The 26,601-nt window shown below is 58.2% G+C and carries 23 protein-coding genes; 15 read left to right on the top strand and 8 right to left on the bottom strand.

Going from position 1 to position 26,601, the window contains the following annotated elements:
* Positions 1-26: 26 nt before the first annotated feature.
* From accB to QZ534_RS14095, 10 genes are all read left to right on the top strand, one after another.
* Positions 27-494: an acetyl-CoA carboxylase biotin carboxyl carrier protein gene (gene accB / locus QZ534_RS14140; protein WP_296935188.1), complete on the top strand. Its 468-nt coding sequence runs from the start codon at positions 27-29 to the stop codon at positions 492-494.
* An 18-nt stretch (positions 495-512) separates the two neighbouring features.
* Complete coding sequence (gene accC / locus QZ534_RS14135; protein WP_296935187.1) at positions 513-1,859, top strand: acetyl-CoA carboxylase biotin carboxylase subunit; 1,347 nt, start codon at positions 513-515, stop codon at positions 1,857-1,859.
* A 2-nt stretch (positions 1,860-1,861) separates the two neighbouring features.
* Positions 1,862-2,758, top strand: coding sequence for a 50S ribosomal protein L11 methyltransferase (gene prmA, locus QZ534_RS14130; RefSeq protein ID WP_296935186.1), 897 nt, complete (start codon positions 1,862-1,864; stop codon positions 2,756-2,758).
* 61 nt (positions 2,759-2,819) lie between these two features.
* Entirely contained in the window at positions 2,820-4,055 is a 1,236-nt protein-coding gene (locus tag QZ534_RS14125; RefSeq protein WP_296935185.1) for a DUF3426 domain-containing protein, read from the top strand.
* A 228-nt stretch (positions 4,056-4,283) separates the two neighbouring features.
* Positions 4,284-5,279, top strand: coding sequence for a tRNA dihydrouridine synthase DusB (dusB, locus tag QZ534_RS14120; RefSeq protein WP_296935193.1), 996 nt, complete (start codon positions 4,284-4,286; stop codon positions 5,277-5,279).
* On the top strand, positions 5,276-5,593 hold the full coding sequence (gene fis / locus QZ534_RS14115) for a DNA-binding transcriptional regulator Fis (protein ID WP_008170934.1): 318 nt from the start codon (positions 5,276-5,278) through the stop codon (positions 5,591-5,593). The genes dusB and fis overlap by 4 nt, the downstream gene beginning before the upstream one ends.
* Positions 5,594-5,671: 78 nt before the next feature.
* Positions 5,672-7,252: a bifunctional phosphoribosylaminoimidazolecarboxamide formyltransferase/IMP cyclohydrolase gene (gene purH / locus QZ534_RS14110; RefSeq protein WP_296935184.1), complete on the top strand. Its 1,581-nt coding sequence runs from the start codon at positions 5,672-5,674 to the stop codon at positions 7,250-7,252.
* 116 nt (positions 7,253-7,368) lie between these two features.
* A complete protein-coding gene (purD, locus tag QZ534_RS14105; RefSeq protein ID WP_296935183.1) occupies positions 7,369-8,655 on the top strand; it encodes a phosphoribosylamine--glycine ligase in 1,287 nt (428 codons plus the stop codon).
* Between the two features lie 123 nt (positions 8,656-8,778).
* Positions 8,779-9,717, top strand: a complete 939-nt coding sequence (locus QZ534_RS14100; RefSeq protein WP_296935182.1) for an alpha/beta fold hydrolase — start codon at positions 8,779-8,781, stop codon at positions 9,715-9,717.
* 108 nt (positions 9,718-9,825) lie between these two features.
* Positions 9,826-11,400, top strand: a complete 1,575-nt coding sequence (locus QZ534_RS14095) for a cation:proton antiporter family protein (RefSeq protein WP_296935181.1) — start codon at positions 9,826-9,828, stop codon at positions 11,398-11,400.
* A 30-nt stretch (positions 11,401-11,430) separates the two neighbouring features.
* Here the strand turns inward: QZ534_RS14095 and senA are convergent, their stop codons facing one another.
* Both senA and QZ534_RS14085 read right to left on the bottom strand, forming a co-directional pair.
* Positions 11,431-12,795, bottom strand: a complete 1,365-nt coding sequence (gene senA / locus QZ534_RS14090) for a selenoneine synthase SenA (RefSeq protein WP_296935180.1) — start codon at positions 12,793-12,795, stop codon at positions 11,431-11,433.
* A 68-nt stretch (positions 12,796-12,863) separates the two neighbouring features.
* Positions 12,864-14,678 (bottom strand): SLC13 family permease, encoded by a 1,815-nt coding sequence (locus QZ534_RS14085; RefSeq protein WP_296935179.1) that lies wholly within the window; start codon positions 14,676-14,678, stop codon positions 12,864-12,866.
* Between the two features lie 286 nt (positions 14,679-14,964).
* On the opposite strand from QZ534_RS14085, the gene QZ534_RS14080 reads away from it, so the two are divergent.
* Positions 14,965-16,341, top strand: a complete 1,377-nt coding sequence (locus tag QZ534_RS14080; RefSeq protein ID WP_296935178.1) for a sigma-54 dependent transcriptional regulator — start codon at positions 14,965-14,967, stop codon at positions 16,339-16,341.
* A gap of 11 nt (positions 16,342-16,352) precedes the next feature.
* On the top strand, positions 16,353-17,426 hold the full coding sequence (locus QZ534_RS14075) for a transporter (protein WP_296935177.1): 1,074 nt from the start codon (positions 16,353-16,355) through the stop codon (positions 17,424-17,426).
* Between the two features lie 18 nt (positions 17,427-17,444).
* On the opposite strand, the gene QZ534_RS14070 is transcribed toward QZ534_RS14075, so the two are convergent.
* From QZ534_RS14070 to QZ534_RS14050, 5 genes are all read right to left on the bottom strand, one after another.
* Entirely contained in the window at positions 17,445-17,936 is a 492-nt protein-coding gene (locus QZ534_RS14070; protein ID WP_296935176.1) for a hypothetical protein, read from the bottom strand.
* Between the two features lie 5 nt (positions 17,937-17,941).
* Entirely contained in the window at positions 17,942-18,634 is a 693-nt protein-coding gene (locus QZ534_RS14065; RefSeq protein ID WP_296935175.1) for a C39 family peptidase, read from the bottom strand.
* Between the two features lie 12 nt (positions 18,635-18,646).
* Entirely contained in the window at positions 18,647-18,997 is a 351-nt protein-coding gene (locus tag QZ534_RS14060; RefSeq protein ID WP_296935174.1) for a hypothetical protein, read from the bottom strand.
* 54 nt (positions 18,998-19,051) lie between these two features.
* Complete coding sequence (locus QZ534_RS14055) at positions 19,052-20,143, bottom strand: hypothetical protein (RefSeq protein WP_296935173.1); 1,092 nt, start codon at positions 20,141-20,143, stop codon at positions 19,052-19,054.
* Positions 20,144-20,517: 374 nt separating this feature from the next.
* Positions 20,518-22,110 (bottom strand): isocitrate lyase, encoded by a 1,593-nt coding sequence (locus QZ534_RS14050; RefSeq protein WP_296935172.1) that lies wholly within the window; start codon positions 22,108-22,110, stop codon positions 20,518-20,520.
* A gap of 278 nt (positions 22,111-22,388) precedes the next feature.
* On the opposite strand from QZ534_RS14050, the gene QZ534_RS14045 reads away from it, so the two are divergent.
* Genes QZ534_RS14045 through QZ534_RS14035 form a run of 3 tightly spaced genes read left to right on the top strand, consistent with a single transcriptional unit; the run spans position 22,389 to position 24,632 of the window.
* Positions 22,389-23,882, top strand: coding sequence for a DUF1538 domain-containing protein (locus QZ534_RS14045; protein ID WP_296935171.1), 1,494 nt, complete (start codon positions 22,389-22,391; stop codon positions 23,880-23,882).
* Complete coding sequence (locus QZ534_RS14040; RefSeq protein ID WP_296935170.1) at positions 23,879-24,229, top strand: transcriptional regulator; 351 nt, start codon at positions 23,879-23,881, stop codon at positions 24,227-24,229. Before QZ534_RS14045 ends, QZ534_RS14040 begins: the two co-directional genes overlap by 4 nt.
* 13 nt (positions 24,230-24,242) lie before the next feature.
* Positions 24,243-24,632, top strand: a complete 390-nt coding sequence (locus QZ534_RS14035) for a CBS domain-containing protein (protein ID WP_296935169.1) — start codon at positions 24,243-24,245, stop codon at positions 24,630-24,632.
* Positions 24,633-24,639: 7 nt separating this feature from the next.
* Here QZ534_RS14035 and QZ534_RS14030 read toward each other — a convergent pair whose 3' ends face one another.
* Positions 24,640-26,586: an ion channel DMI1 gene (locus QZ534_RS14030; protein WP_296935168.1), complete on the bottom strand. Its 1,947-nt coding sequence runs from the start codon at positions 26,584-26,586 to the stop codon at positions 24,640-24,642.
* Between the last annotated feature and the right edge of the window lie 15 nt (positions 26,587-26,601).

Genomic DNA, 26,601 nt, shown 5'->3' with positions numbered 1-26,601 from the left:
CCTGACACAACGGGACTGGACTGACTATGGATATTCGTAAAATCAAGAAACTGATCGAGCTGCTTGAGGAATCTGACGTCGAGGAGCTGGAGATTCATGAAGCCGACGATTCGGTACGTATCTCACGCCGTCGCGAGCCGGCCGCCGGCACACAGTACGTAAGCCACTACCCGGCGCCTGCCCAGCAGCCAGCGCCCGCCCCCGCCCCGGCAGAATCTGCCCCGGCCACGGAAGAGTCCTCAAAACCGGCAGGTCCTTCCGGCCATACCGTGAAATCACCGATGGTGGGCACGTTCTACCGCTCGCCGTCGCCCACAGCCAAGGCGTTTGTGGAAGTTGGCCAGACCGTCAACGTGGGTGATGTCATCTGCATCGTGGAAGCCATGAAGATGATGAACCAGATTGAGGCCGACAAGAGCGGCACCATCCAGGATATCCTGGTCGAGAATGGCCAGCCGGTTGAGTTTGACCAGCCCCTGGTCGTCATTTCCTGAACGCGGTGATAGCTACTCATGGCCATGTTAGAAAAAGTTCTGATCGCAAACCGGGGTGAAATTGCCCTCCGGATTCTGCGCGCCTGCAAGGAGCTCGGCATCAAGACCGTGGCGGTGCACTCTCAGGTTGATCGCGACCTGATGCATGTGCGTCTCGCCGACGAGTCTGTCTGTATTGGCCCGAACAGCGCGACCGACAGTTACCTGAATATTCCCACCATTATCAGCGCCGCTGAGGTCACCGATTCCGTGGGCATTCACCCCGGCTACGGTTTCCTCGCCGAGAACGCCGATTTTGCCGAACAGGTGGAAAAGAGCGGCTTCCGCTTTATCGGCCCCAAGGCCGAAACCATTCGCCTGATGGGCAACAAGGTGTCCGCCATCAATGCCATGATCAAGGCCGGCGTTCCGACTGTGCCGGGCTCCGATGGGCCGCTTGATGACGACGAGGAGCGAACCCTGCGGATTGCCCGGGAAATCGGCTACCCGGTGATGATCAAGGCGGCTTCCGGCGGCGGCGGTCGCGGGATGCAGGTTGTCCACTCAGAAGCAGCTCTGCTGAAGGGTGTCCAGATTACCCAGAGTGAAGCCAAGAATGCCTTCGGCGACCCGACGGTCTACCTGGAGAAATTCCTGGAAGCGCCCCGACACGTTGAGGTCCAGGTTCTTGCCGACATGCACGGCAACTGCATCCATCTGGGCGATCGCGACTGTTCCATGCAGCGCCGGAACCAGAAGGTCATCGAGGAGGCCCCGGCCCCGAATATCAATCCGGAATCCCGGGAGCGCACGCTCAAGGCCTGCGTCGATGCCTGCAAGGAGATCGGCTATGTGGGCGCAGGCACCTTCGAGTTCCTGTACCAGGACGGCGAGTTCTATTTCATCGAAATGAACACCCGGGTTCAGGTGGAGCACCCCGTCTCCGAGATGGTCACCGGCGTTGATATCGTCCGGGAGCAGCTGCGTATCGCCAGCGGCCTGCCACTGCAGTACACCCAGGACGACATCCGGATTTCCGGCCACGCCATGGAATGCCGGATCAATGCCGAAGATCCGAAGACCTTTATCCCGAGCCCCGGCAAAGTGAAGCATTTCCATGCGCCCGGCGGTAACGGTGTACGCGTGGATTCGCATCTGTACAGCGGCTACACGGTTCCCCCCTATTACGATTCCCTGGTGGCAAAACTGATCACCTGGGGCGACGACAGGGACATTGCCCGGCGCCGTATGAAGAACGCGCTGGACGAACTGGTGGTCGAGGGCATCAAGACCAATCAACCCCTGCATCGGAAACTGGTGCGCGATGGTGGCTTTAAACAGGTAGACTTCACCATCCACTACCTTGAGAAACTGATGCGGGATTAATCATGCCCTGGATACAACTCCAGATCCCGGCTGATCCGGACAATGCGGATCAGCTGGAGGATCTGCTCATGGAGATGGGTTCTGACGCCGTCTCCATGGAAGACGCCGCCGACCAGCCCCTGTACGAGCCGGACCCCGGCACCACCCCTCTCTGGAGCCAAACCACCGTGACCGGTTTGTTCGATTCAGACCGGGATATCGAGCAGCTGTGTGCAGATATCCGGGATGCCTGGCACCAGCAGACCCAGCAGGCTTTGCCGGAAATCGAGGTAACACTGGTCGAGGACAAGGACTGGGAGCGGGCCTGGATGGACGATTTCCAGCCACTGAAATTCGGCGAGCGCCTCTGGATTGTTCCAAGCTGGCACGACGCCCCGGATCCCGAGGCCGCCAACCTGATGCTGGATCCCGGCCTCGCCTTCGGTACCGGCACCCACCCGACCACCGCCCTCTGCCTGGAATGGCTCGATGGTCAAGACGCCCACGGCAAGCAGGTCATCGATTACGGCTGCGGCTCGGGCATTCTCGGCCTGGCCGCCCTGCTGCTTGGCGCCGACCATGTTATTGGCGTCGATACCGACCCGCAGGCCCTCGAAGCCAGCAGGGAAAATGCCCGGCGTAACGGTGTCGAAGACAGTAAGCTGGACCTGTTTCTGCCGGAGGACGAACCCGAGACCAAAGCCGACATCATGCTCGCCAATATCCTGGCCCAACCCCTGATTGGCCTTGCCCCTCACCTTGCATCCCGGACCAGACCCGGCGGCGACCTGGTGCTGTCCGGCATACTGTCCAGCCAGGCCCGGGAAGTGATGGCCGCTTATGAGCCCTGGTTCGTGATGGACGAGCCCGAACAGCGGGAAGAGTGGATACGCCTCACAGGACGGCGCAACGACAGATGACGAAACCGGTCTTAACGACTAAACTCCGACACTCGTAGCCCAGTCGCTTTCAGGAAGAAGCATGACCCAGAGCAGCCTGCAGACACAGTGCCCGAATTGCCAGACCCGGTTCAGGGTAACCGAAGAACAGCTTGGCATTGCCAAGGGCAAGGTACGCTGCGGGAACTGCATGAAAGTGTTCAACGCCATCGAACACCAGGTTATCCCCGGCGGCGAGAAACCACGCCCCTCTCCCGCCCCGGAGAAGTCGGCGGACACCCCGTCATCGGCTGGCTCCGGCGTTAGCGAGGAAGATTTTGTCTTTGCCGACAACCCGGAAGAGGATGCAGCGGAAGGCCGCTACGCCGGCACCAAGCTGACCTTTTCCGATGACGAGCTCAGCGACAGCTTCCGCAGCTTCGACGAGCGGGACGAAGCAGACTACAAGGACGCTGAGACTGACAGTTCCGACGAGAATGTGGATGAAAGCTGGGCCGAAGCCATTCTGCAGGATGACGAGCCCGCTCCCCGGAAAACCGCTTCTACCGAGCGCCCCGAACCGCCCCCCGAGCCCGAAGAACCAGCACCCGAACCGGAAACCAGACCGGAACCCGACCATGAGCTGAGCCTTGAAGAAGAACCGGTGTTCGAGCAGTCAGAAACACCCTCTTCCAGGGACGCCCGGTCCGCCAAGGAATCGGATCCTTTCGACGATTTCGTGGACGAATCCGCTTTCGATTTCGATGAACCGGATCGACCGGCCGACACCTTCCACGCCGACCCGCCCTTTCGCGACCTGCACCGCGAACCCGTTGCCGTCGATTCTGGCCGAGGCGGCATCAGGACCATCGTGTGGAGTGTTATTGTGTTGGGCCTGGTTGGCGTCTTGATTGCCCAGGTGACCTGGTTCCAGTTCGACCGCCTGTCGGCCATTCCCGAACTGCGACCATTCTATGAAAAAGGCTGCGAACTGGCTGGCTGCGAGCTCAAACCACTGATCAATGTTGAAGCAATCCAGAGTCGGAAACTGGTGGTACGGACCGACCCGGATAATCGCTCGCAACTGGTGGTCGATGCCGTCATCATCAACCGGGCCGACTTCGAGCAACCGTTTCCTGCCATTGCCCTGACCTTCTCCAACCTGAATGGCGACGTGGTTGCCCAGAGCCTGTTCACGCCCGAAGAATACCTGGCCGGCGAGGGCCGGGAGCTGGATGCGATGCCCACGGATACGCCCGTGCGCATTGCCATCAACATCCGGGATCCGGGCCGTGATGCGGTCAATTACAACATCCTCTTCCGCCCCCACGCACCCTGATGCAGTAAGGAAGTATTTACTCGACAGCCATTACCGACGGCCATCGCACAGAACAAAAGTCAACCAGAAAGGGCGAAAAATAATCAGTTTTTTCACCGCCCAGCCCCTTCAATCATGGTCCACCCGGCGGTATCATTAGCGCCCTTCGGATGCTGGATCGGTTACTTATTGAACAACCGCTCAGCCCCGACCTTTGCTCAACCCGCTGTGACACGGACTCAGATCATGCTGCCAACGGCAAAAATCGGGCCGTACACCTTGCCCAACCCTTTGATTGTTGCGCCCATGGCCGGCGTAACAGACCGCCCTTTCCGTCTGCTCTGTCGTAGGTTGGGTGCCGGTCTGGCAGTCTCGGAAATGGTCATAGCGGACAGCAAACTCTGGCATACGCGCAAATCCCGGACACGCCTTGATCATAAAGGTGAGCCGGAACCCCGTTCGGTGCAGATTGCCGGCGGTGATCCGCACATGCTGGCCGACGCCGCTCGTCAGAATGCGCAATTCGGGGCCCAGATCATCGACATCAACATGGGTTGCCCGGCCAAGAAGGTCTGCAACAAGGCGGCCGGCTCCGCCCTGATGAAAGATGAAACCCTGGTGCGCGACATTCTTGAGGCGGTAGTCCAGGCGGTTGATGTTCCCGTTACCCTCAAGATGCGCACCGGATGGGATCGGGACAACCGCAATGCGCTGGTCATTGCCCGGATGGCCGAGGACGCCGGCATTCAGGCCGTTGCCATTCACGGCCGGACCCGGGCGGACAAGTACGAAGGCAACGCCGAGTACGACACCATCGCCGATGTAAAATCCCGCATCAGCATTCCGGTGTTTGCCAACGGGGATATCACATCACCGGAGAAAGCCCGGGAGGTACTTCGCCACACCGGTGCCGATGGCCTGCTCATCGGCCGAGCCGCCCAGGGCAGCCCCTGGATTTTCCGGGAAATCCGGCATTTCCTGGAAACCGGGAGCCACATGGCCGCGCCGGAGCTGGATGAGGTTGAGGATATTCTGACCGAGCATCTCCAGGCACTGCACGCCTTCTATGGCGAAACCATGGGTGTGCGTATTGCCAGAAAACACGTGGGCTGGTACCTGCAGTCCCACGATCCGGGTAAACAGTTCCGTAAACGCTTCAACGCCATCGACGATGCGCTGGAGCAGAGAGACACGATTCAACGGTATTTCGCAGGCTTACGAAATGGAGAGGTATTCGCAGCATGAGCGCTGAGACATTGGCAAACGACAACCTGAGCACCCCGGCCAACGATGATATTCATCAGTTGCAGACGGTGAACAGCAGCGGCAACACCGTCACTCTTCGCGACAGCGTTGAGGTTGCCCTGAAAAACTACTTCGCCCAACTGGACGGCGCTCCGGTGACGGAGGTGTACCAACTGGTTCTTTCCGAAGTGGAAGCGCCTCTGCTGGAGCAGGTGATGAAATACACCCGCAACAACCAGACCAAGGCGTCCACCATGCTGGGCCTTAACCGCGGCACCCTGCGCAAGAAGCTGAAGCAGTACGGTCTGCTATAATCCAGACAATTGAAGAGGGCCTCCCGGACACCATTCGCGAGGCCCTTATTCGTTCATCTCCAGCGAAGAAAGTGACCCATGGCAAACCAGGCTAACACCTCCGTCCGTCGCGCCCTGATCAGCGTGAGTGATAAAACCGGCATTGTCGAATTCGGCCGTGCCCTGACCGAACGCGGCGTTGAGCTGCTCTCTACCGGTGGCACTTACCGGCTCCTGAAAGAAAACAGCATCCCGGTAACCGAGGTCTCTGACTACACCGGTTTTCCCGAGATGATGGATGGCCGGGTAAAAACCCTGCACCCGAAGATCCATGGCGGCATTCTTGGTCGCCGGGGCACGGACGATGCGGTGATGTCCGAGCATGGCATCAGCCCCATTGATATGGTTGTGGTCAATCTCTACCCCTTCGAAGAGACCGTGGCGAAGCCGGACTGCGATCTGCCGACCGCTATCGAGAACATCGATATCGGTGGCCCCACCATGGTTCGCGCAGCGGCGAAGAACCACAACGACGTCGCGATTGTGGTCAATGCCTCTGACTATAGCCGCGTAGTAAAGGAGCTGGATGCCAACGATGGCCAACTGACATACAGCACCCGGTTCGATCTGGCGGTCAAAGCGTTTGAGCACACGGCAGGCTACGATGGCGCCATCGCCAACTATCTGGGCGGCCGCACGCCGGACAACGACAACGCCGACTTTCCTCGCACCTTCAACGCCCAGTACGTGAAGGTCCAGGACATGCGTTACGGCGAGAATCCGCATCAGCGCGCCGCCTTCTACGCCGAGCGCAACCCCAAGGAAGCCTGCGTGGCCACGGCCAAACAGCTTCAGGGCAAGGAGCTCAGCTACAACAACGTGGCGGATACCGATGCCGCCCTGGAATGCGTGAAGCCTTTCGCGGATCCAGCCTGCGTGATCGTCAAGCATGCTAATCCCTGCGGTGTCGCGATCGGCGCGGATATCCGCCAGGCCTACGACCTTGCCTTTGCCACCGACCCCACCTCGGCCTTTGGCGGCATCATTGCCTTCAACCGGGAGCTGGATGCAGAGACTGCGAAAGCCATCATTGATCGCCAGTTTGTAGAAGTGATCATCGCACCCACCGTTGCCCCGGAAGCGGTTGAGCTGGTAGCTGCCAAGAAAAACGTCCGCCTGCTGGCCTGCGGCGAGTTTGACGGTGACCGTGCTCGCTCCATGGATTACAAGCGCGTGACCGGTGGTCTTCTGGTCCAGGACCGGGATCTGGGCATGGTGGCCATGGAAGACGTCAAGGTCGTTACTGAACGCCAGCCTTCCGAACAGGAACTCAATGATCTGCTGTTTGCCTGGGAAGTGGCCAAGTATGTCAAATCCAATGCCATTGTCTATGCCAAGGCCGGTCGCACCATCGGCGTCGGCGCCGGCCAGATGAGCCGGGTCTACAGCGCCAAGATTGCCGGCATCAAGGCCGCTGATGAAGGCCTGGAAGTGAAAGGCTCGGTGATGGCCTCCGACGCCTTCTTCCCGTTCCGGGACGGCATTGACGCTGCCGCGGCCGCGGGTATTACCGCCGTTATCCAGCCCGGCGGATCCATGCGCGACCAGGAAGTGATTGATGCGGCCAACGAGCACGGCATCGCCATGGTCTTCACCGGTATGCGTCATTTCCGGCATTAAGGGAAAGTTTGGGAGTGTCGAATTACGCCTTTGGCTAATCCGACCTACGAACTGAAGCACGAATAAAGTAGGTCGGATTAGCCGCAGGCGTAATCCGACAAAACAGGAATACGCTCATGAATATTCTCGTTATTGGCTCTGGCGGCCGCGAACACGCCCTGGCCTGGAAAGCCGCGCAATCCCCCAAGGCAGACCGTGTTTTTGTGGCGCCCGGCAATGCCGGAACTGCCCGAGAGCCGGGCCTGGAAAATGTCGACATCGACGTGATGGACCTGGACGGGCTGGCCAACTTCGCGGCCACCAACAATGTCGGTCTTACCATCGTTGGCCCCGAGGCACCGCTGGTGGCTGGCATCGTGGATAAATTCGAGCAACGTGGCCTTCGTGTCTTCGGCCCCACCGCCGGTGCAGCCCAGCTGGAGGGATCCAAGGCCTTCACCAAGGATTTTCTGGCCCGCCACAAGATCCCGACCGCCGGTTATGGCAACTTCACTAATGTGGACGAAGCACTGGCCTATGTGCGCCAGCAGGGCGCTCCCATTGTGGTCAAGGCTGACGGCCTGGCCGCCGGCAAAGGTGTAATCGTGGCCATGACCCTGGAAGAAGCCGAGGACGCGATTCGCGACATGCTGGCAGGCAACGCCTTCGGTGATGCCGGCAGCCGCGTGGTCATCGAGGAATTCCTCGAAGGCGAGGAAGCCAGCTTCATTGTGATGGTGGATGGCGAGAACGTGCTGGCCATGGCCACCTCCCAGGATCATAAACGGGTAGGCGATGGTGACACCGGCCCGAACACCGGTGGCATGGGCGCCTACTCGCCTGCCCCGGTGGTCACTGCCGACGTGCACCAGCGCATCATGGATGAGGTCATTTACCCCACCGTGCGCGGCATGGCGGCTGAGGGCCACCCGTACAAGGGTTTCCTCTACGCTGGCCTGATGATTGACAACAGCGGCGCCCCGAAAGTGATCGAATTCAACTGCCGCTTTGGCGACCCGGAAACCCAGCCGATCATGCTGCGGATGAAGTCCGATCTCGTTGAATTGTGCGACGCCGCCATCGACGGCAAGCTGGACCAGTGCCCCTCGGAGTGGGATGACCGCGCTTCCGTGGGCATTGTGTTGGCAGCCGGTGGTTACCCCGGCAGCTACAACAAGGGCGACGCCATTTCCGGTCTGCCGGAAGTCGAGACCGAAGGTGAGAAGGTGTTTCACGCCGGTACCCGCCTCAATGGCGACCAGGTAGTTACCAATGGCGGACGTGTACTTTGCGCCACGGCGCTTGGCAACACCGTCACCGAGGCCCAGAAGCGGGCCTATGAACTGGCTTCTCGCATACAGTGGAACGGCGCATTCTACCGCAAGGACATTGCATTTCGGGCCATCGCCCGCGAACAGTCCTGATCCCCGGTAAAAGGGGCCGAACCAGTCCGCGAAAATGCAGCCCGGTCATTGACCGGGCTTTTTTATGGGGTAATGTAAACACTTCGCAACGGATGCCGATGACCCGCCCGACAGGAGCCCCAGATGCAACGCCCCCTCCCACTGAACCTTATTTTCATTCTCACTGTCTATATGCTTCTGGCAGCCTGCTCCCGCCAGAGCATTTACGAGACAGCCATCGGGCTTGAGCGGTCCTCGGCGGGCCTGGAAGCGGATACCGTAGCTGTCGGTAACCTGGAGATCGCCTACCTGAGGAACCACCAGGTGGTTGATGGCGACACCATCGTGATGATCCATGGCTTCGGGGCCAACAAGGATAACTGGACCCGCCTGGCCGGCCACCTCACCGACAATTTCAACGTCTACGCCATCGACCTGCCGGGGCACGGTGACAGCAGCAAGCCCCTGGATATCGGTTACCGCCTGGAAGACCAGGCCGGCTACGTTGACAAAATCATGGAGGCACTTTCGGTCGAGAGCGCCCACATCATGGGCAACTCCATGGGTGGTGCGATTACCGCACTCTATGCGGCCAACTATCCCGGGAAGGTGAAATCAGCGGTGCTGTTCGATCCTGCCGGCATTCTGGAATACGAGAGCGAGCTGGTGGATCTGGTGATGGACGGGGACAACCCGCTGATCCCGAAGCAGCCCGGGGATTTTGAACGGCTCATGGATTTCGCACTCGAGAAAAGGCCTTTCGTGCCCTGGCCGATCATGGGCGTGATGGAAGAGCGGGCCATCGCCAACCGGGACGTCAACGAGGTCATTTTTGCGGCCATTCGTGATGCCGGCTTCGAGTCGGACTTCCGTAATGCTATTACCCGTATCCAGGCCCCGGTCCTGATCATCTGGGGCAAGGAAGACCGGGTTATTAACTATCGGAACGGCGAGGTGTTCGCGACAACAATCCCGGATGCCAGACTGGAACTGATGGAAGGCATAGGCCACGCACCGATGGTGGAGGCCCCGGAAGAATCCGCAGAGCTGTTCCGGGCATTCATCGGGCAACCGGTCAGGTGAGACCCGATTAAGCAATACGCCAGCATTCCACCTTCAGCGACTACAAGGGCACGGCAAAACAGGGTAGCCTAGCAACCATTGTGCTTTCGACATCTGAACTGATACCCCATGCCTGAAGCGATCTGGATTACCTTTGCTTTCGGTCTTGGCCTGCTGGTCAAGCTCGTTGGTCTCCCCCCTCTTGTTGGCTATCTGACTGCCGGCTTTGTGCTCAGTGGCATCGCCGAGGCCACCGGTGTTGTGATTGAGGAGACCGATGTTCTCCAGCACATCGCGCACCTTGGCGTGCTTCTCTTGCTGTTCACCGTGGGGCTGAAGCTGAAGCTCCGATCCATTGTCAGTCCGGAAGTGATTGGCGGCAGCCTGCTGCACTTTGGCATCACCTGCGCGGTATTCACCCCGGGTGTCTACCTGCTGATGGACATCGATTGGTCGACCGCGTTTATGCTGGCCATCGCCCTGTCATTCTCGAGCACGGTGCTGGCCGCCAAGGTTCTTGAATCCAAACGGGAACTGCGGGCGTTCCACGGCCGTGTCGCCATCGGCATCCTGATCATGCAGGATCTGATCGCCCTGGTCGTCATGAGCCTGGCCGCCGGCAAAACGCCCTCCGAATGGGCCCTGATTGTATTCGGGCTTCCCTTGCTTCGCCCCCTGCTCTTCCGTTTGCTCGATGCCAGCGGCCATGACGAACTGCTGGTGCTCCTGGGACTGCTGCTTGCGCTTGTGGTCGGCGGGCTTGGTTTTGAAGCCGTCGGCCTCAGTTCGGAGCTCGGCGCCCTGGTGTTCGGTGCCATGCTAGCCAATCACCCCCGGTCACAGGAACTTTCGAAATCGCTCTGGAGCGTCAAGGAAGTGTTCCTGGTGGGTTTCTTCCTGCAGATTGGCATAGGCGGCCTGCCCGACGGGGATGCCCTCATTTTTGCGATCATTGCGGGGCTGGTCCTGCCATTGAAGGGCATCCTGTTCTTCTTCCTGCTGCTGGCCTTCCGTTTGCGGGCCCGCAGCGGTTTCCTGAGCGCCCTGGCACTGACCAACTACAGCGAATTCGGTCTGATTGTGACAAGCGTTGCCTTGCCGGAGTGGCTGGTACCTCTGGCGATTTCGGTATCGCTGTCTTTCCTGGTCTCAGCACCCATCAACCGGTTTGCACACGGTCTCTATGAGCGCTATGCCCAGGGGCTCAGCCGCTTCGAAGGCAGCAAGCATCATCCGGATGAACAACCGCTGTCACTGGGCGATACCCGGGTTCTGATCATGGGTATGGGGCGGACAGGTACCGCCGCCTACGACTGGCTCTGCGATGATCAGCCGAAACTGATGGGGCTGGATTCCGACCCGGCGAAGGCCCGGCAACACCAGCAAGAAGGCCGCAACGTGGTCTTTGCTGACGCCGAAGATGCTTCTTTCTGGAACGGCCTGCACATGCCGGCGGTGCAGTCTGTCATCCTTGCCATGGGTGATATCGAGGGCAAGCTGATCGCCGCGCGAATGCTTCGGAAGCTGGGTTTCAAGGGCTTCATCGTGGCCCACACCATGTACGAGGATGAAGCAAAACAGATCCGGGAAGCCGGCGCCGACGAAGCCTATCTGACCATGAGCGAGACCGGCGTTGCCCTGGCCAGCCACCTGAGGGACAAGCCCCCCGCAAAACCGTCCCTGGTAATGGGCAAACCCGAGTAATCTGAGCGGCCAGAACAAGCCCGCCGGTTACTATAGCTCGAGTGCGCAGGTCCGGAACCCGGTGTAGACATCATTTCGCAGGGGCAGGTATGCCTGCCGGTAGGTGCCCCTGATCAGACAGGATGATGTTGCGCAACTGCCGCCCTTGGTGACTTTGTGGTCGCCGAACTGCAGGGTGGACATAAAAGGGTACATATCCACCTTGAAGCCGTCGTAAGGCAGGAACTGATCATTGGTCCACTCCCAGACCGTGCCGGTCATCTGTCGGCAGCCAAAGGGGCTATCACCCTCGGGAAAGTCAAACACCGGATTCTGGGCCATGGCACGACCATCCAGATCCGCCAGCTGCCCGGTCGGCGTGGCGTTACCCCAGGGGAAACGCCGGAAGGGTTCGCCCGGACGATTCCCCAGGGCCGCAACTTCCCATTCGTATTCCGTCGGTAGCCGACGCCCTGCCCAGCGACACCAGGCCTCCGCCTCCCAGAACGTAACGTGGGTGACCGGCGCATCCGGGTTGATCGGCTGCCAGCGATCAAACACCCGTTCCTGCCACTGCTCATCATGCCAGCGCCAGTACAGCGGGTGACGGGGTGCCCGTAAAAGCGGCTCTCGACTGCCATGCACCAGGGCCACATCGGTTTCAGTCTGTAGCCATTTCCGCCCACCAAAAGACCAGAGTTCGGGCCGCCGGTAGCCTCCATCTTCCACGAATTCCATGAACTGGCGGTTACTGACCAGGCATTTTGAAATGGCGAAGGCATCGAGGTTCACGGTGAACCGCGGTTTTTCGTTATCGAAGGCGAAGTCGTCACCGGCGTACCGCTCGGACTCACCAGGCATCCCGATCAGCCACTCTCCTGCCGGAACATACGCATCTCCCTGATGCGACTCGCCCGGCGCCGGCCGGTACAGGTCGGTCCCCGGAGGTGCCGGGTAGCCAACGGTCTGACGGCACCAGATCATCGACTCTATGTGCATGTTCTGGTGGTAGATGGCGTAGCGATAGAGGTAACGGGCCTGGTCGGTTAACGGCTGCTTATTGATCCGTTCGGCAACCCGGTCATAGATGAGATTGAAATAGTCGAGGGTTTTCTGCCGCCCGGGAAACAGCTCCCGGTTCCAGCGATCCTGGTGCTCGATGTGAAACGAATCCCACAGGTCGTCCATGGCAGGATCGTGGCTGGGCGTGCCGTCCAGGAGGTTGAACAGGAAGACCTCATAGAAGAAGGCAGCGTGACCCATCTCCCACAATGGCGGGTTGACGCCGGGATGGTAGGGAACGTCGAGCGCTGACTCCGGGAGGGAACACACCAAAGTCTCCGTCCGCTTCCTTGTCCACTCAAGCTGACCCAGCAATTCCGACTTTGCCTGATCGATTTGCTCAATCGCTGCCATCACCAACCACCCATCATTAATACCGTTATCTCAGCATACCAGAGACTTCAGAGTTGGGTTAAACAGACTCATCCCCAGACCGCCAGAATGCCAGGGACGGCCACGAGGGCCACCAGTAAAGACAGCGGCAGCCCCAGACGCCAATAATCGCCAAACCGGTAGCCCCCGGGTTCCATTACCAACGCGTTGGACTGATGCCCTACCGGGGTCAGAAATGCGCAGGATGCGCCGATGGCCACAGCCATCAGCATCGCATCTGCGGCAATGCCCAACTGGCCCGACAAGCTCAACGCGATAGGGGCAACCAGTATGGCGGCCGCTGCGTTGTTCACAACGTTCGACAGCAGCATTGTCCCCATCAGAACAATGGTAACGACCACCCAGGCATCGCCCCCTGAGCCAAGCATCAGCATCCATGAAGCAATAAGCTCTGCCCCTCCGGTGGTTTCGAGGGCCTGCCCCACTGGAATCATTGCCGCAAGCAAAACGATAACGGGCCAGTCAATCGCCCGGTAGGCTTCCTGGTTGCTAAGGACGCCACCAAGAACCATGGCAACGGCGCAGGCGACCAGGGCGACGGGCGGCGACAACCAACCAACGACAATCACGGCGATGGCAGTGACAAACAGCCCGCCAGCCAGAAGCGCGTTGCGTTCGCGGCCGAACCTGAGCCCCCTCTCTGCCAGAGGCAGACAACCCAGCCCCTGAAGGGTGACGCGCAGAGTTTCCTCCTCACCTTGCACGAGAAGAATGTCGCCGGTCTGAAAGCTGATGTCGCCGAGGCGTCGTTGCAACCGCTGTCCCTGACGGGCAACAGCGACAATATTCAGGCCATTCTGCTCACGGAGATTCAGTCTGTTGGCGGTTTTCCCGATCAAACCGGATTCTGGCGTGATCACTGCCTCCATCAAGCGGACGTCACCCTCGGACAGTGACTTTTCGCGCGGGTTTTCCGGTGCATTCCCATCTTCGTCAGACTCTTCGGAGGAGGACTCCTCCACATTCGCCAACTCAAGGCCAGTGCTGTCCAGAAATTCCTGCAAGGCATCGGTATCCGCCTCTACCAACAACAGATCCCCGCCGCGCAGAACGGTGAACGTGGATGGCGCCAGTGACCGCTTGTCATCCCGGATCAACGCGAGTACCACCACATCCTTCTCTGCATCAGCACGTGTCAACAGCCCATGCAGTGTTGCGCCGATATGCGAGGAATCCTCGGGAACCCGGAGCTCGGTAACATAATCCCCGACACTGAACAGCTTGCCACCATCATCGGCATTGCCCCGCCTGGGCGTCAGCCGCCACCCGACCAGCGTGATAAAGGCAATGCCCGCCAGGGTAATCGCCAGGCCAACCGGTGCGAAATCAAACATGCCAAAGGAACCCGTTTCCCGATAACTGGCAATGATGATGTTCGGAGGCGTGCCGATCAGTGTCATGGTTCCGCCCAGCAGGGAGCCAAACGCCAGGGGCATCAGCAGGAGCGAGGGCGAACGCCCGGCCTCCCTGGACATCCAGATTGCGACCGGCATCAGAAGCGCAAGCGCACCGACATTGTTGATAAAGCCCGAGCAGAGGGCCACCACCGATGTCAGCATCAACACCTGCAGTGTCGGACGGTGCCCGACCTTGCCCAGCAGGCGGGCCAACCGGTCAACCACGCCGCCGTTTACCAGTCCCTGGCTGATCACCAGAACCGCAGCCACAGTCACAACGGCAGGATGACCAAAACCATCGAATAACTGATCCGCCGGCACAATGCCGGCTATGGCGACGGCCAGAAGCGCGAGCAGAGCCACCAGATCGAACCGGATTCTGTTCCAGACGAACAACACCAGGGCGATCCCCAGTATCGAAAAGACAGTAGCCTGACTGGCGCTCACTTTACCTCCATGACTTCCGCTCCTGCCTACACGGCTTGTAATCGGTGTCGGCAAACTTTACAGGAAACGCGGGCCGACCGAAGCCTCCGCCCATAAACTCCTGAAAGGTCTGCAAGTGTATAAACTGGCATACAACCTGAATGTCTGCCAGCAGGAGTTGTTTGCCTGTTTCCCCCAGCCGTATGCGGTCACAGGGCAGTGATCGGATCGAGCAGTTCCGGTATTACCAGCATTTACTGAACGTTCAGCCGTTCGTTTTCCAGGCACATTCTCAGGGAGAGTCGCCATGAAGGAAAAACGACCGCTCGTTTGGTTGTCGGCGGTGTACCCGGCTTTTTCTGCCAGCGAGCCCTTGCTCAGGGACTGGCAGCTTATTCATGCCTTCCCTCCAGGCAAAGGCGGCAGAGGTGAGAGTATTGGCGGCATGGCCAGAATCGGCGTATTCGATCTGACCTCATTAAACGGGGATCAGTTGGCCTGCCTGCCCGAGTGGCTGGACACTATCCCGGTCCAGCACTGGGTCGCCACGCTGGGGCATCATCAGCTCCAGAGTCCGGAAGTCTGTGGGCTGATCAATCGCTATTGCACGGACTACCATACAGTCCCGCTGCAGGCCGACCGACTCAATGCCATCCTTGGCCATTTGTGGGGTATGTCTGAACTTCAGGCAAGGGCTCGGACGACAAAACCCGCCTGTTACCACGATTTCGCTCTCGAAGGTGAGTCGGTGGCGATCCGGCATGTCAGGGAGTTGCTGCAGAAATTTGCCCGCACCGAAGAATCTGTATTGATCTATGGCGAGAACGGAACCGGCAAGGAAGCCGCCGCCCGCTTCATTCACAACAATTCGCCCCGAAAAAACAAGCCACTGATAGCAGTGAACTGTGCCGCCTTGCCCCGCTCTCTGACCCAGAACGAGCTCTTCGGCCACGAAAAAGGGGCATTTACCCATGCCATGAGTGCCCAGAAAGGTCGAATTGAAGCGGCCAATGGCGGCACTCTGTTGTTGATCGGTGTCGATGAGCTTTGTTCCGAGCAACAGTCGGCCATTCTACGCTTCCTTCAGGAAGGTCTGATCGAGCGCCTGGGTTCCAACCATCCGATCAGCGTCGACACCCGACTCATTGCAACAAGCACGAAGCCACTTGAACAGCTGGTCAGGTCCGGGGACTTCCGAAGCGACGTGTTTTACCGGCTTGGAAGCCTGCACGTGTTATTGCCACCCTTGCGGGAACGGAAGGAAGACATTCCCGTTTTGTCCAGACGAATACTCTCGGCTACACCCTCTGCACAAGGCACCAGGCGCCTCACCGACGATGCATTGATCTGTCTGGCTGGACACCCCTGGCCAGGCAATCTCAGGGAATTGCAAAACCGGTTGCGTCAGGCCTTGTTGCTGGGAGAGGGCCCACAGATCAGTGCCGAAGACATGGGCTTCACCACAAACTCAACCGATATCTTCGACCGCAGCCAGGAACTCTCACTGGACGCTTTTCGCTCCAGAGCAGATCGACAGGCGATCTCGGTAAGTCTCGCGCTTGCCCATAACAACGTGTCGGCAGCTGCCCGGCTTCTAAACATTTCACGGGTTTCGCTCTACCGGCTGATGGATAAGCACCACGTGCCTCATGGTGCCTCAGCCCGGGCGCAGAAAGACAACTGAAGGAGTTCCCCATGAATAAGAACACACTTTGGCTTATACCGCTGATTTCTCTGGGTCCCTCGGCAGTGGTTAAAGCCGCCCAGGCAGACAGGGATACCGCGCCCCTGGCAACAGAAATCCGGACAACGTCCGACGAGAGTCACGATCCAGCCACCGACATCGCATCCATTACCGCCGACCGGGGCATCGTCACGCGCCCGGGGAGGTTTACCATCGAGCCCTCGTTTTCCCATGCCCACAGCAACTCAACCGCAGTCGCGATCGAGGGTTACACGGTGATCCCTGCCCTGTTGATCGGACTGATCAACATCTCCGAGATCCAGCGCGATATCTTCGTCGGCGCCCTGTCACTCAAATACGGCATAACCAGCAAGTTTGAAGCGGCGGTCCGCGTGCCTTACCTCAGCATCAATGAGGACCTCAGAGAGCGAGAGGTTTTCCAGGGCACACCCGTGGATACACTTCGCGAATCCTCCGGGGAGGGCCTTGGCGATGTTGAGCTTTCGGCGCGATACCAGCTAAACGACGGGCTCGGTGGCTGGCCCTACGTGATTGGCGCGCTTCGCGTGAGAGCGCCGACCGGCGAGGGCCCCTACGACGTCGATCAGAGGACGATACTTGATAATCAGGGCAACCCGATTGGCATCGAGCTGGAAAGCAGGCCGACCGGATCAGGCTTCTGGGCATTCGAACCCGGACTCTCATTCATCTACCCCACTGACCCGGCCGTGCTGTTCGGAAATCTGAGTTATGTCTGGACACTCAAAGAGGAGCAGGGCTTTGAAAATGGCGGCACCGTCGACCCGGGCGACATTGTGCGTTTTGGCTTCGGGATGGGGTTCGCCTTTAACGAGCGGACGTCGTTCAGCCTGGGCTATGATCACTCGATTATCCGGAAAACCACCTTCGAGAGAAACATTGACCTTTTTGAATCCAACTTCGACCGCATTCAGATCGGGTCATTGTCGTTCGGGCTGTCCCAGCGCCTGTCGCAGTCCACATCCCTGAGTCTGACGGTGAGCATCGGCGTTACCGAGAACGCACCCAACAGCGAGATTACTCTCAAGCTTCCAATCAGTCTCTAGGGAGGGGTCAAAGGCCTGTCAGCGGCCAAGCAACTGGATCAATTGATCACTGAACCTGGCCGGGAACTGGTTTCCGGCACCCAAATTATTCAGTTCAATATTCAACTGATGCATGTTTTGTATCACGGTACTATCAAGGTTGTTCTGGACCACTGTCATCCAGCCGTTGGGACCGGCCATATTGCTCGCTACCCGGGCTCCGCCATGCCGGTTGGCACTGATAACCTCGAGAACGGTTTCCATCTGGTGATCCAGCAGCCGGTCATGGACCGGCTGGTTGAGGTTGGGGATGGTCAATCGATTGATCACCAGAGTGTCACCGTTAATACCGACAACCTGTTCCAGGCCAATACTGATCTCCAGGTTATCCATAAGAAAACCACCCCTGTACTCCGAAAGCTCCGCGTCAGCGATTGGGGCAACCCCGGGATTGAGTTCCGCCCGGGCAACCTGCGATATGGTTGTGCAGGCAATCACTAGCCATGCAACCGCAGGCATCCTGCCCTTCATGATCATCACCATTCCCTCGTGGAGGGCCAGTAAGGCAGTGTGTGCCCCAGAGCCGGCCCTACAAGGCCTTTTTGCAATGGCGCCCTCGCCACCTGGGGCCAGCGCCCGGTATCCAGAAAGTGATCGCGCCCCCGATCAAGATGACTGCGGATCACAAAGGCGGTGCCATCCCAGTAGTCGCTGAACTGTGAGTAAGAGTAGACCTTCAGCCCCCGTGCGGGGTCTCCTATCAAAACCTCATCTTCACTGATGCCTTTGACCAACACGAAATGACGGAAGCCCTCTATGTTGAGCAATACAATCATAGGCAGACGGACCTTCTCTCTGAGCCCGGCCAACGGCAAGCGGAATCCATCAGCCTGGTACCCTCTGGACGCCAGGTAACGCTTCATATCCAGCATGGAGAAGCCATGTTGACGGACCTTCTGCTCATCTGCCAGTGCCAGCATTTCTATGAACACATCGTGTTCGGTGACCTGGTCTTCGTAATGGAATGACAGTAACGAGGCGACCGCCGCGGAGCCGCAACTGAAGTCATACTCTTGACGTAGAACGCTGTCGAAGCGACGGCTCTCGAAACTGTTTACAGTGAGACGAAAATCACCGCCAATACCCGGCACCATGACGGAGCCGGCAAATGCGGTGGACCATAACAGCCCGGTACTCGCGCAAACCGCGACAAGAACCCTCTTGGTCATGGCCCACCTCCGTCAGTGATTGATCAATATATTAATTTGGGTACTGTCCTGAATGACCACCTGGTTGCCCGTGTTCTGGATAACCGTGGCGACTCCGCTCATGTTGCCGAACGCGTTGTCGGAAATACTGTTGTCTCCTGTGACAACGGTCCCGGACAGCAGGTTATCGGAGACATTCGCATTCTGCTGGTTATTGTTTATCTGCCATTGCATCGAAACTCCCTGACGACCGCTTGCATCCGCCAACTGAGCTTCCGATAGGGAGGTGGTATCCATCCACTCCTCTGCCGAGACAAATCCCGCTCCTGCGACCAATAACGCCAGCAAGGCAGCCTTCAGTTTCCCTCTGATGACGTAACCCATGGCAGTTCTCCCGGAATACCCGGGCCGCACCCGTCAGGGTGCGGCCGGGATTCCTTACTGGGTGCCACCACCGGTGGACAGGTTGGACATTACACTGACATTTGCCTGTGTAACGTTGCCGTTGCCTGCATTCTGGGCAAAAGCGCCGACGCCGGTGTAGTTCGCGGAACCGCCTGAGATTTCATTGCGGTTGCGAGCCTCGGTGTAGGACGCTCTGCCGTTGGCATCGCCGTATGTGGTTGCGGTACCTGTTACGCTGCCATCCAGATCAGCGTTATTCAGGAACACATCCAGATCCAGGGCCAACGAGTTATCGGAGCTGTCGTTGCCGCTGTCGGAGATATTGGTATTCCCGCTGTCGGCAATGTTGGTGGAGTTGTCGGAGCTGTCATTGCCACTATCGGAGACAGTGGTATTGCCGCTGTCTGCCACATTGGTGGAGTTATCGGAATTGTCGTTTCCGCTATCTGCCACATTGGTAGAGTTGTCGGAATTATCATTTCCACTATCTGCTACCGCGGTATTGCCGCTGTCAGCAACGTTGGTGGAATTGTCGGAATTGTCGTTTCCGCTGTCCGCAACATTGATGGAGTTATCGGAACTGTCATTCCCACTGTCGGCAACATTTGTGGAGTTGTCCGAACTGTCATTGCCACTGTCGGCAACATTGATCGAATTGTCCGAACTGTCGTTCGCACTGTCTGCCACGTTGGTGGAGTTGTCGGAGTTGTCATTTCCGCTATCGGCCACAGCAGTATTTCCACTGTCTGCAACGTTGGTGGAGTTATCCGAGTTGTCATTGCCGCTGTCGGAAATCTTGAACGAATCGGCCACATCAGTGCTGTTGTCGGAATTGTCATTCCCGCTATCCGCAACATTGGTTGAGTTGTCGGAGCTGTCCGTGGAGTTGTCATTGCCACTGTCGGCGATCTTGAACGAATCAGCCACATCAGTGCTGTTGTCCGAGCTGTCGGTGGAGTTGTCGTTACCGGAGTCGGTATTGCCTGAATGGTCGTTGTTGGCTGTCGAGGTATTGTCCGCGTTAGTGTTCGGATCTCCGTCACCGCCCTGATCGGCGTAGGCAAAACCGGAAACACCCATTGTCATTGCGATGGCAGCTGCTAGCAGTGTCTTTTTGGTGTTCATGATGTCATTTCCTTTGAAGTTATTGGCTTTAAAGGGATCCGACCCAACCCGCTAGCCTTCGGGTAAGCCAAGGTTCAGACCCGCCAGAACAAAGGAGCGATTCCCGTGCCAGAATCCATAAACGGATGCCAACTGGATGTTTTTGCTAACCTTTATAAAAATCACTCAAGACTCGGCAGGGCCGGGGGCAAGGAAAACTGTTTCAGGGGTGAAACAGGGAGGACAAAGAAAAACCGCCAAATCGCCCGTTTTTATTTTTTTTCAGACAGTTACGGAAGATAAGCGGTGTCAAAAAGAAAAACCCCGCGCAAGGCGGGGTTTCGTGGGTTAAAGCGAGCCTTCGGGGCTCGCTCCAGCAACTTCAGAACCGTCGATCAGCCGAACTGGTTCATGGTGTTGTCTTTACCACCGGCCTTCAGGGCCGCATCACCAGCGAAGAATTCCTTGTGGTCGTCACCGATGTTCGAACCAGCCATATCCTGGTGCTTGACGGTGGCGATACCCTGACGGATTTCCTTGCGCTGTACACCGGCAACGTAGGCCAGCATGCCTTCGTCACCGAAGTAGCCCTTGGCCAGGTTGTCAGTAGACAGGGCCGCAGTGTGGTACGTCGGCAGAGTGATCAGGTGGTGGAAGATACCCGCCTCGCGAGACGCGTCACGCTGGAAGTTCTGGCACCACTGGTCAGCCAGCTGACCCAGCTCGGTGTTGTCGTACTCTTCGCTCATCAGCTTGTCACGGTCGTAGGCAGATACGTCCTTGCCTTCTTCCTTCCAGGCGTCGAATACCTGCTGACGGAAGTTCAGGGTCCAGTTGAAGGACGGGCTGTTGTTGTAGACCAGCTTGGCATCGGGCACCACTTCACGGATGCGGTTAACCATGCCGGCGATCTGGCCAACGTGCGGCTTCTCGGTTTCGATCCACAGCAGGTCAGCGCCGTTCTGAAGGCTGGTGATGCAGTCCAGAACAACACGGTCTTCGCCAGTGCCCGGACGGAACTGGAACAGACCGGAGGCCAGACGCTTGGGCTTCATCAGCTTGCCATCAGACTTGATGACAACGTCACCGTTGTTGATCTCGGAAGCGTCCTCGATGTAGTCACCGTCCAGGAAGCTGTTGTACTGGTCGCCCAGGTCACCCGGCTCGTCAGTAACAGCCAGCTTCTGGGTCAGGCCAGCGCCCAGGGAGTCGGTACGGGCAACGATAACGCCGTCATCCACACCCAGCTCGAGGAACGCCAGACGAACAGCGTTGATCTTGGACAGGAAGTCGGCGTGGGGAACGGTTACCTTGCCATCCTGGTGACCACACTGCTTCTCGTCAGACACCTGGTTCTCGATCTGGATGCAGCAGGCACCGGCTTCGATCATCTGCTTGGCCAGCAGGTAGGTAGCTTCGGCGTTACCGAAACCGGCGTCGATGTCGGCAATGATCGGCACGACGTGGGTTTCGTGGTTGTCGATCTGCTTGATCAGCTCTTCAGCCTTGGCGTTGTCGCCAGCTTTCTCGGCTTCTTCCAGTGCACGGAACAGGTGGTTCAGTTCCCAGGCATCCGCCTGACGCAGGAAGGTGTACAGCTCTTCAATCAGGCCGGATACGGCAGTCTTCTCGTGCATGGACTGGTCAGGCAGCGGACCGAACTCGGAACGCAGGGCAGCAACCATCCAGCCGGAGAGGTACAGGTAACGACGCTTGGTGGTACCGAAGTGCTTCTTGATGGACAGCATCTTCTGCTGACCGATGAAGCCGTGCCAGCAGCCCAGGGACTGGGTGTACTGTGAAGTGTCCTTGTCGTAGTTCGCCATGTCTTCGCGCATGATCTTGGCGGTGTACTTGGCGATGTCCAGACCAGTCTTGAACTTGTTCTGGGCGCGCATGCGAGCGGCGTGCTTCGGGTTGATGGCGTTCCAGGTCGGGTGCTGCTTCAACAGGGAAGCAATCTGGTCAACGTCTTGTGCGTAGGGCATGGTCTCAATCCTTTCTACGTTGGTTTTCTATGTCGATATGGAGAAGCGTACAGCAACTTCCGAAGCCAACAGCCTGCTCACTTTTTGAGCAAAGCGATGACATTGGTGGTTACTTTAGTGGTTTCAAATTTATAATTGAAATTTATATGATCTATTTTCGGCATTTTTCTGGTGAATGCAGAACCGGGACAGGTTTTGAGTTGGATCAACGCCGACACACTGGCTATTGTTATTGTGGATAATGGTTACTCCACGTCAGAATTCACCAGGCGCAAACAGTGTTCTATCTGCGAGCTTTCAGCCATTCCCTTCTGCACGCTCTGAAGAATCTGTTTCCGATCGTCGCTGTCGTCGTCTTCTTTCAACTGGTTGTTCTCCAGCAAATACCGGAGAACACGTTGGCAATGGCCGTCGGGTTACTGATCGTGGCCGTCGGCGTTGCGCTGTTTCTCCAGGGTCTTGAGCTCAGCATCTTTCCGGTCGGCAAGAGCCTGTCCAACCAGTTTGCCCGCCGGGGTTCGGTGCCTATTCTGCTCTCCTTCGGATTTGCCATGGGTTTCTCGGCAGTGGTGGCAGAGCCGGCGCTGATTGCCGTGGCTCAACAGGCGGAAGAAATCAGCGAAGGCAAGATCAAGGCACTGACGCTCAGGATACTGGTAGCCGTCTCTGTCGGGCTGGTGGTTGCCCTCGGCGTATTCAGGACCATCTTCGGTTACCCGCTGCACTGGTTCATGATCATCGGCTATATCGTTGTGGTGATCATTACCTGGTTCGCACCGCCGGAGATTGTTGGCCTGGCTTACGATTCCGGCGGTGTGACCACCAATATCGTCACGGTGCCCCTCATTGCGGCCCTGGGCATCGGGTTGGCAGCCTCCATTCGAGGTCGCAATCCGTTACTCGACGGCTTCGGCCTGGTGGCACTTGCCGTCATGGTCCCGATGATCACCGTTCAACTGTATGGGATTGTTGTTTATTCCGGCGAAACCGCAGACCCGACGGTGCTGCCAACCCTGGCCGGGAACGGAACAGCCGATCAGACACCGGTTCTGCTGCGTATGCTGCTCGACCTGGCGGAGATGGTCCGGGACGTTTTGCCGATCATTATTACTATCTTGTTCTTCCAATACCTGGTACTGCGCCGCGGGCTGACCAATCCCCGCAAGATCCTGTTCGGGTTTGCGCTGGTGGTGCTGGGGCTCTATGCCTTCGTGGTCGGGCTCAAGCTCGGCCTGTTTCCCATCGGAACGAGCATGGCCCGGCAGTTGATGAGCATGGAGGGGTACCTGTTCGTCTATCTCTTTGCCTTCATGATCGGCTTCGCCACCACCATGGCCGAACCCGCGCTGATCGCCATCGGGCATCAGGCAGAACAGGCCGCTGCCGGCACCATCAATGGCAACGCCATACGGATCATTGTAGCGGTCGGCGTAGCCCTGGGGATAACCCTTGGCGTCCACCGGATTATCAGTGGCGATTCGATTCACCATTACATCATTGGCGGCTATATTCTGGTCATCATCCTGACTGCGCTGGCGCCCAGGTACATCATCCCCCTGGCCTACGATCTTGGCGGGGTAACCACCTCGGAGGTTACCGTGCCGTTGGTGACCGCACTGGGTATTGGCCTGGCGAGCAGCATTGAAGGCCGTAACGTGCTGATCGATGGCTTCGGCCTGATCGCCTTCGCCTCTATTTTTCCGATTGTGACGGTGATGAGCTACGCCATCATTGTTGAAATGCTTGCAAAGCAGAGGAAAACAGACTCATGAAATTTTCGGTACTGGTTGCAATCGTTCCCGAGGATCAGGAGCAGGACTGCGTTGATGCCGCAAGGGACCTTGGCGCCGGTGGCATCACCGTGCTATCCGGTCGAGGCATCAGCAACACCGCCAGGAAAACCTTCTTCGGTCTGACCTACGACGGCAGCCAGAGTGTTCTGCTGATGGTTCTGGAGAAGAGTCTTTCGCTCGATATCCTGAAGGCTATCCAGAAGATTCTGATGCCAGACCATAACGATTCGAAGGGACTTGTGTTTACGCTTCCCCTCGAACACCTGGGCGGGATCGACATGTCACAGGTCGCGAAGTTCGAACAACATCTGAAAGATTCACTGTAGCCGGAGAACAACCATGAAACTGGTCAAAGACGTAATGGTCCGGGACATTGTCACTATTTCTCCATTTGCCACCATTCGCGATGCACTTTCAATGATGAAACAGCACTCGGTGAAATCGCTGGTGGTGGAAAAGACAAGTGAGCACGATGCCTGGGGCCTGATCACCTACACCAATGTGCTGAAAACGGTTATTGCCGAGGACGGCGACATCGATCTTCTGAACGTTTATGACGCCTGTGCCAAACCCGTGATAAGCGTGGGTGAGAGCCTGAATGTCCGGCATGCCGCGAGCCTGATGAGTAAATACCGGGTAAAGCGCCTGCTGGTGCTGGCTGACAATGACCTGAAGGGCTTTGTGGTGATGGACGACATCATGGCCGCTCTGCTCGACAGCATCGACTGATGGGCTATCAGGTCAGACACAGGACCACCAGCCGGTCGCCCGGTTGCAACTCCAGATAGTCTTTCCGGGGCGGGTTCAGTTGCAGGTGACGCCCACGCTCATTGGGGTTGCTGCGAAAGACACCGAGCGCAATTTCACCTTCAGCGGCCACCGTCTTTTCCAGCACCTGAAAAGTGGCACTGGCAGGCAACGGGTAATCCGCCGGATCCCGGAACTGAATCTCGGCGCCGCCAGCGGTGAACAGCTCATCCAGAACGATCCGAAGCTCACGCCGCAGGGCCACCTGGGCAAGAACGTGACTCAGAATCATGGGGCTGATCATCATCTCGCTCTGGTGCCCATCCAGCAGGTGCCGGTTATCGGGGTCGCTCAACTCCATGATCAGTTGGGGCCTTCGTGCAAAATCGGCCAGAATATCCTCCAACTGGAGATACCCCACCATCGCGCGGGCATCGGCTTCTTCGCCCGACGCCAATCGGTCACTGCTAAGCAGGATCACGGTATCGTAGCCCGCCGGCCCGATCCGGCGGAGTTCGCCCTCCACCATATAATCCGCCTCCATATGCCGACAGGTCAGGCGGTCGGCATTGTCGACGTACTGTGAAATGGCCTGTTCCCGCTCGGCCTTCGGGACTACAGAAACAAGGTCCACTTCAAAATGCCGGTGTCCGTAGCTCAGGAACTCCGCGATCAGGCTGGGCACCCGCCGATTCCAACCCAACACCAGAACCCGGTGATTCACCTGGTCCGCAGGCCGCTCAATCCGCACCGCCGGGCCCCTCACCAGTTCCGGCAAAGCTGTTTTCTTGGGATCTGGCTCCGTCTCGGAGTAATCCCGGGCCATGATGACCACACGATCAGACGATTCGATCCGCGAGTCAGAAGGCGCAAGCAACTGCACATCCCAACCTGCATCACGATGTTTCAGCAGCCCCAGCACGATAACCTCTGGCCGGGCCGCTGCCAGCTCACCCAGTGTCATGCCCGCCAGCGATTCACCGCCGCGGATATAGATCTCGTTCCCCTCACCGGCTGTGAGCAATTCGTTGAACACTTCCGACAGGCCGGGATGAAGGATGTTCTGAACCATCAGCCGGCTGATGGTGGCATCGCCGGCTACAACCTCTACGGCCCCGGGGTAGGCCCGTTCAATCACCGGCAGCTTGCGGACGTCCTGAATCTCTGCCACGACAAACGGCAAAGAGGACTGAAAGTGCCTCGCCTGGGCGGCAATAGACAGCAGCGCCTTGACGGTTTCCACGTCGGAGGTCACCAGACTGCCGGCCTCATGGGCTGCGCTGGGAACGATCACGGCCGCAGCATCCAGGCAGGCCACCCGGTGCAGCGCGTCCGGTTGGATGGCCGACCCTGAACGCAGGATGATCTGGCGAGCTCTGCGCCCGATACCGGGTTCGCTCCGCAGTTCATGTACCTGGGCCGCTGAAGCCTCCTCCGACAATACCACCAGGTTCAGCTTCTGGGCGTCGTGCTTCTCCAGGAAGCGCCGCATCCGGCCACTGGAACCCAGCAACTCAGAAAGCAACGGCAGGGTCTGGCTGGTCCAGCCCAACACCACTACATGGTTTTTAAGAGTCACCGGCGTGAGGCCGCGCTCAAGGTCCGCCATTTTGGCAATCAACCACCGTGTCAGAATGGCCACCAGGGTGCCCATGAACACCACATAACCGCTGATGGTCAGCAAGGTTGAGACGAAGCGCTGCCAGGTTCCTACATCATCTCCCAGATAACCGGGATCGGTGAGCCGCAGGAAGGCCCACCAGATTGCGGAGCCTGGCTCTTCGAAGTCCCCGCCCTGGGGAACCACCAGAAGACCGCCGATCAGAGAAATCAGGCCAATAAATACACCGACCACAAGAAGCTGAAACCCCGCCCCCTTGACAAGCTGGCGTTCCAGTATGAATTTCACTCGGTCGATCAACCGGAAAGGCAACATGGCATTCCTCTTTTC

Source organism: uncultured Marinobacter sp., assembly GCF_913055835.1.
In the GTDB taxonomy this organism is placed as follows: domain Bacteria; phylum Pseudomonadota; class Gammaproteobacteria; order Pseudomonadales; family Oleiphilaceae; genus Marinobacter.
The sequence above is the reverse complement of the archived record's forward strand: the minus strand, read 5'-3'. Positions and strand labels throughout refer to the sequence as shown.

What these genes read in the sequence shown, in the direction of transcription:
- senA (WP_296935180.1), bottom strand. Translation starts at nt 12,795, where the DNA reads ATGGCAGCGATTGAGCAAATCGATCAGGCAAAGTCGGAATTGCTGGGT.
- QZ534_RS14030 (WP_296935168.1), bottom strand. Translation starts at nt 26,586, where the DNA reads ATGTTGCCTTTCCGGTTGATCGACCGAGTGAAATTCATACTGGAACGC.
- QZ534_RS14075 (WP_296935177.1), top strand. Translation starts at nt 16,353, where the DNA reads ATGAATAAGAACACACTTTGGCTTATACCGCTGATTTCTCTGGGTCCC.
- QZ534_RS14100 (WP_296935182.1), top strand. Translation starts at nt 8,779, where the DNA reads ATGCAACGCCCCCTCCCACTGAACCTTATTTTCATTCTCACTGTCTAT.
- QZ534_RS14055 (WP_296935173.1), bottom strand. Translation starts at nt 20,143, where the DNA reads ATGAACACCAAAAAGACACTGCTAGCAGCTGCCATCGCAATGACAATG.
- QZ534_RS14125 (WP_296935185.1), top strand. Translation starts at nt 2,820, where the DNA reads ATGACCCAGAGCAGCCTGCAGACACAGTGCCCGAATTGCCAGACCCGG.
- QZ534_RS14050 (WP_296935172.1), bottom strand. Translation starts at nt 22,110, where the DNA reads ATGCCCTACGCACAAGACGTTGACCAGATTGCTTCCCTGTTGAAGCAG.
- purH (WP_296935184.1), top strand. Translation starts at nt 5,672, where the DNA reads ATGGCAAACCAGGCTAACACCTCCGTCCGTCGCGCCCTGATCAGCGTG.
- QZ534_RS14095 (WP_296935181.1), top strand. Translation starts at nt 9,826, where the DNA reads ATGCCTGAAGCGATCTGGATTACCTTTGCTTTCGGTCTTGGCCTGCTG.
- purD (WP_296935183.1), top strand. Translation starts at nt 7,369, where the DNA reads ATGAATATTCTCGTTATTGGCTCTGGCGGCCGCGAACACGCCCTGGCC.
- accB (WP_296935188.1), top strand. Translation starts at nt 27, where the DNA reads ATGGATATTCGTAAAATCAAGAAACTGATCGAGCTGCTTGAGGAATCT.
- QZ534_RS14040 (WP_296935170.1), top strand. Translation starts at nt 23,879, where the DNA reads ATGAAATTTTCGGTACTGGTTGCAATCGTTCCCGAGGATCAGGAGCAG.
- QZ534_RS14080 (WP_296935178.1), top strand. Translation starts at nt 14,965, where the DNA reads ATGAAGGAAAAACGACCGCTCGTTTGGTTGTCGGCGGTGTACCCGGCT.
- fis (WP_008170934.1), top strand. Translation starts at nt 5,276, where the DNA reads ATGAGCGCTGAGACATTGGCAAACGACAACCTGAGCACCCCGGCCAAC.
- QZ534_RS14065 (WP_296935175.1), bottom strand. Translation starts at nt 18,634, where the DNA reads ATGACCAAGAGGGTTCTTGTCGCGGTTTGCGCGAGTACCGGGCTGTTA.
- QZ534_RS14035 (WP_296935169.1), top strand. Translation starts at nt 24,243, where the DNA reads ATGAAACTGGTCAAAGACGTAATGGTCCGGGACATTGTCACTATTTCT.
- prmA (WP_296935186.1), top strand. Translation starts at nt 1,862, where the DNA reads ATGCCCTGGATACAACTCCAGATCCCGGCTGATCCGGACAATGCGGAT.
- QZ534_RS14060 (WP_296935174.1), bottom strand. Translation starts at nt 18,997, where the DNA reads ATGGGTTACGTCATCAGAGGGAAACTGAAGGCTGCCTTGCTGGCGTTA.
- QZ534_RS14070 (WP_296935176.1), bottom strand. Translation starts at nt 17,936, where the DNA reads ATGAAGGGCAGGATGCCTGCGGTTGCATGGCTAGTGATTGCCTGCACA.
- accC (WP_296935187.1), top strand. Translation starts at nt 513, where the DNA reads ATGGCCATGTTAGAAAAAGTTCTGATCGCAAACCGGGGTGAAATTGCC.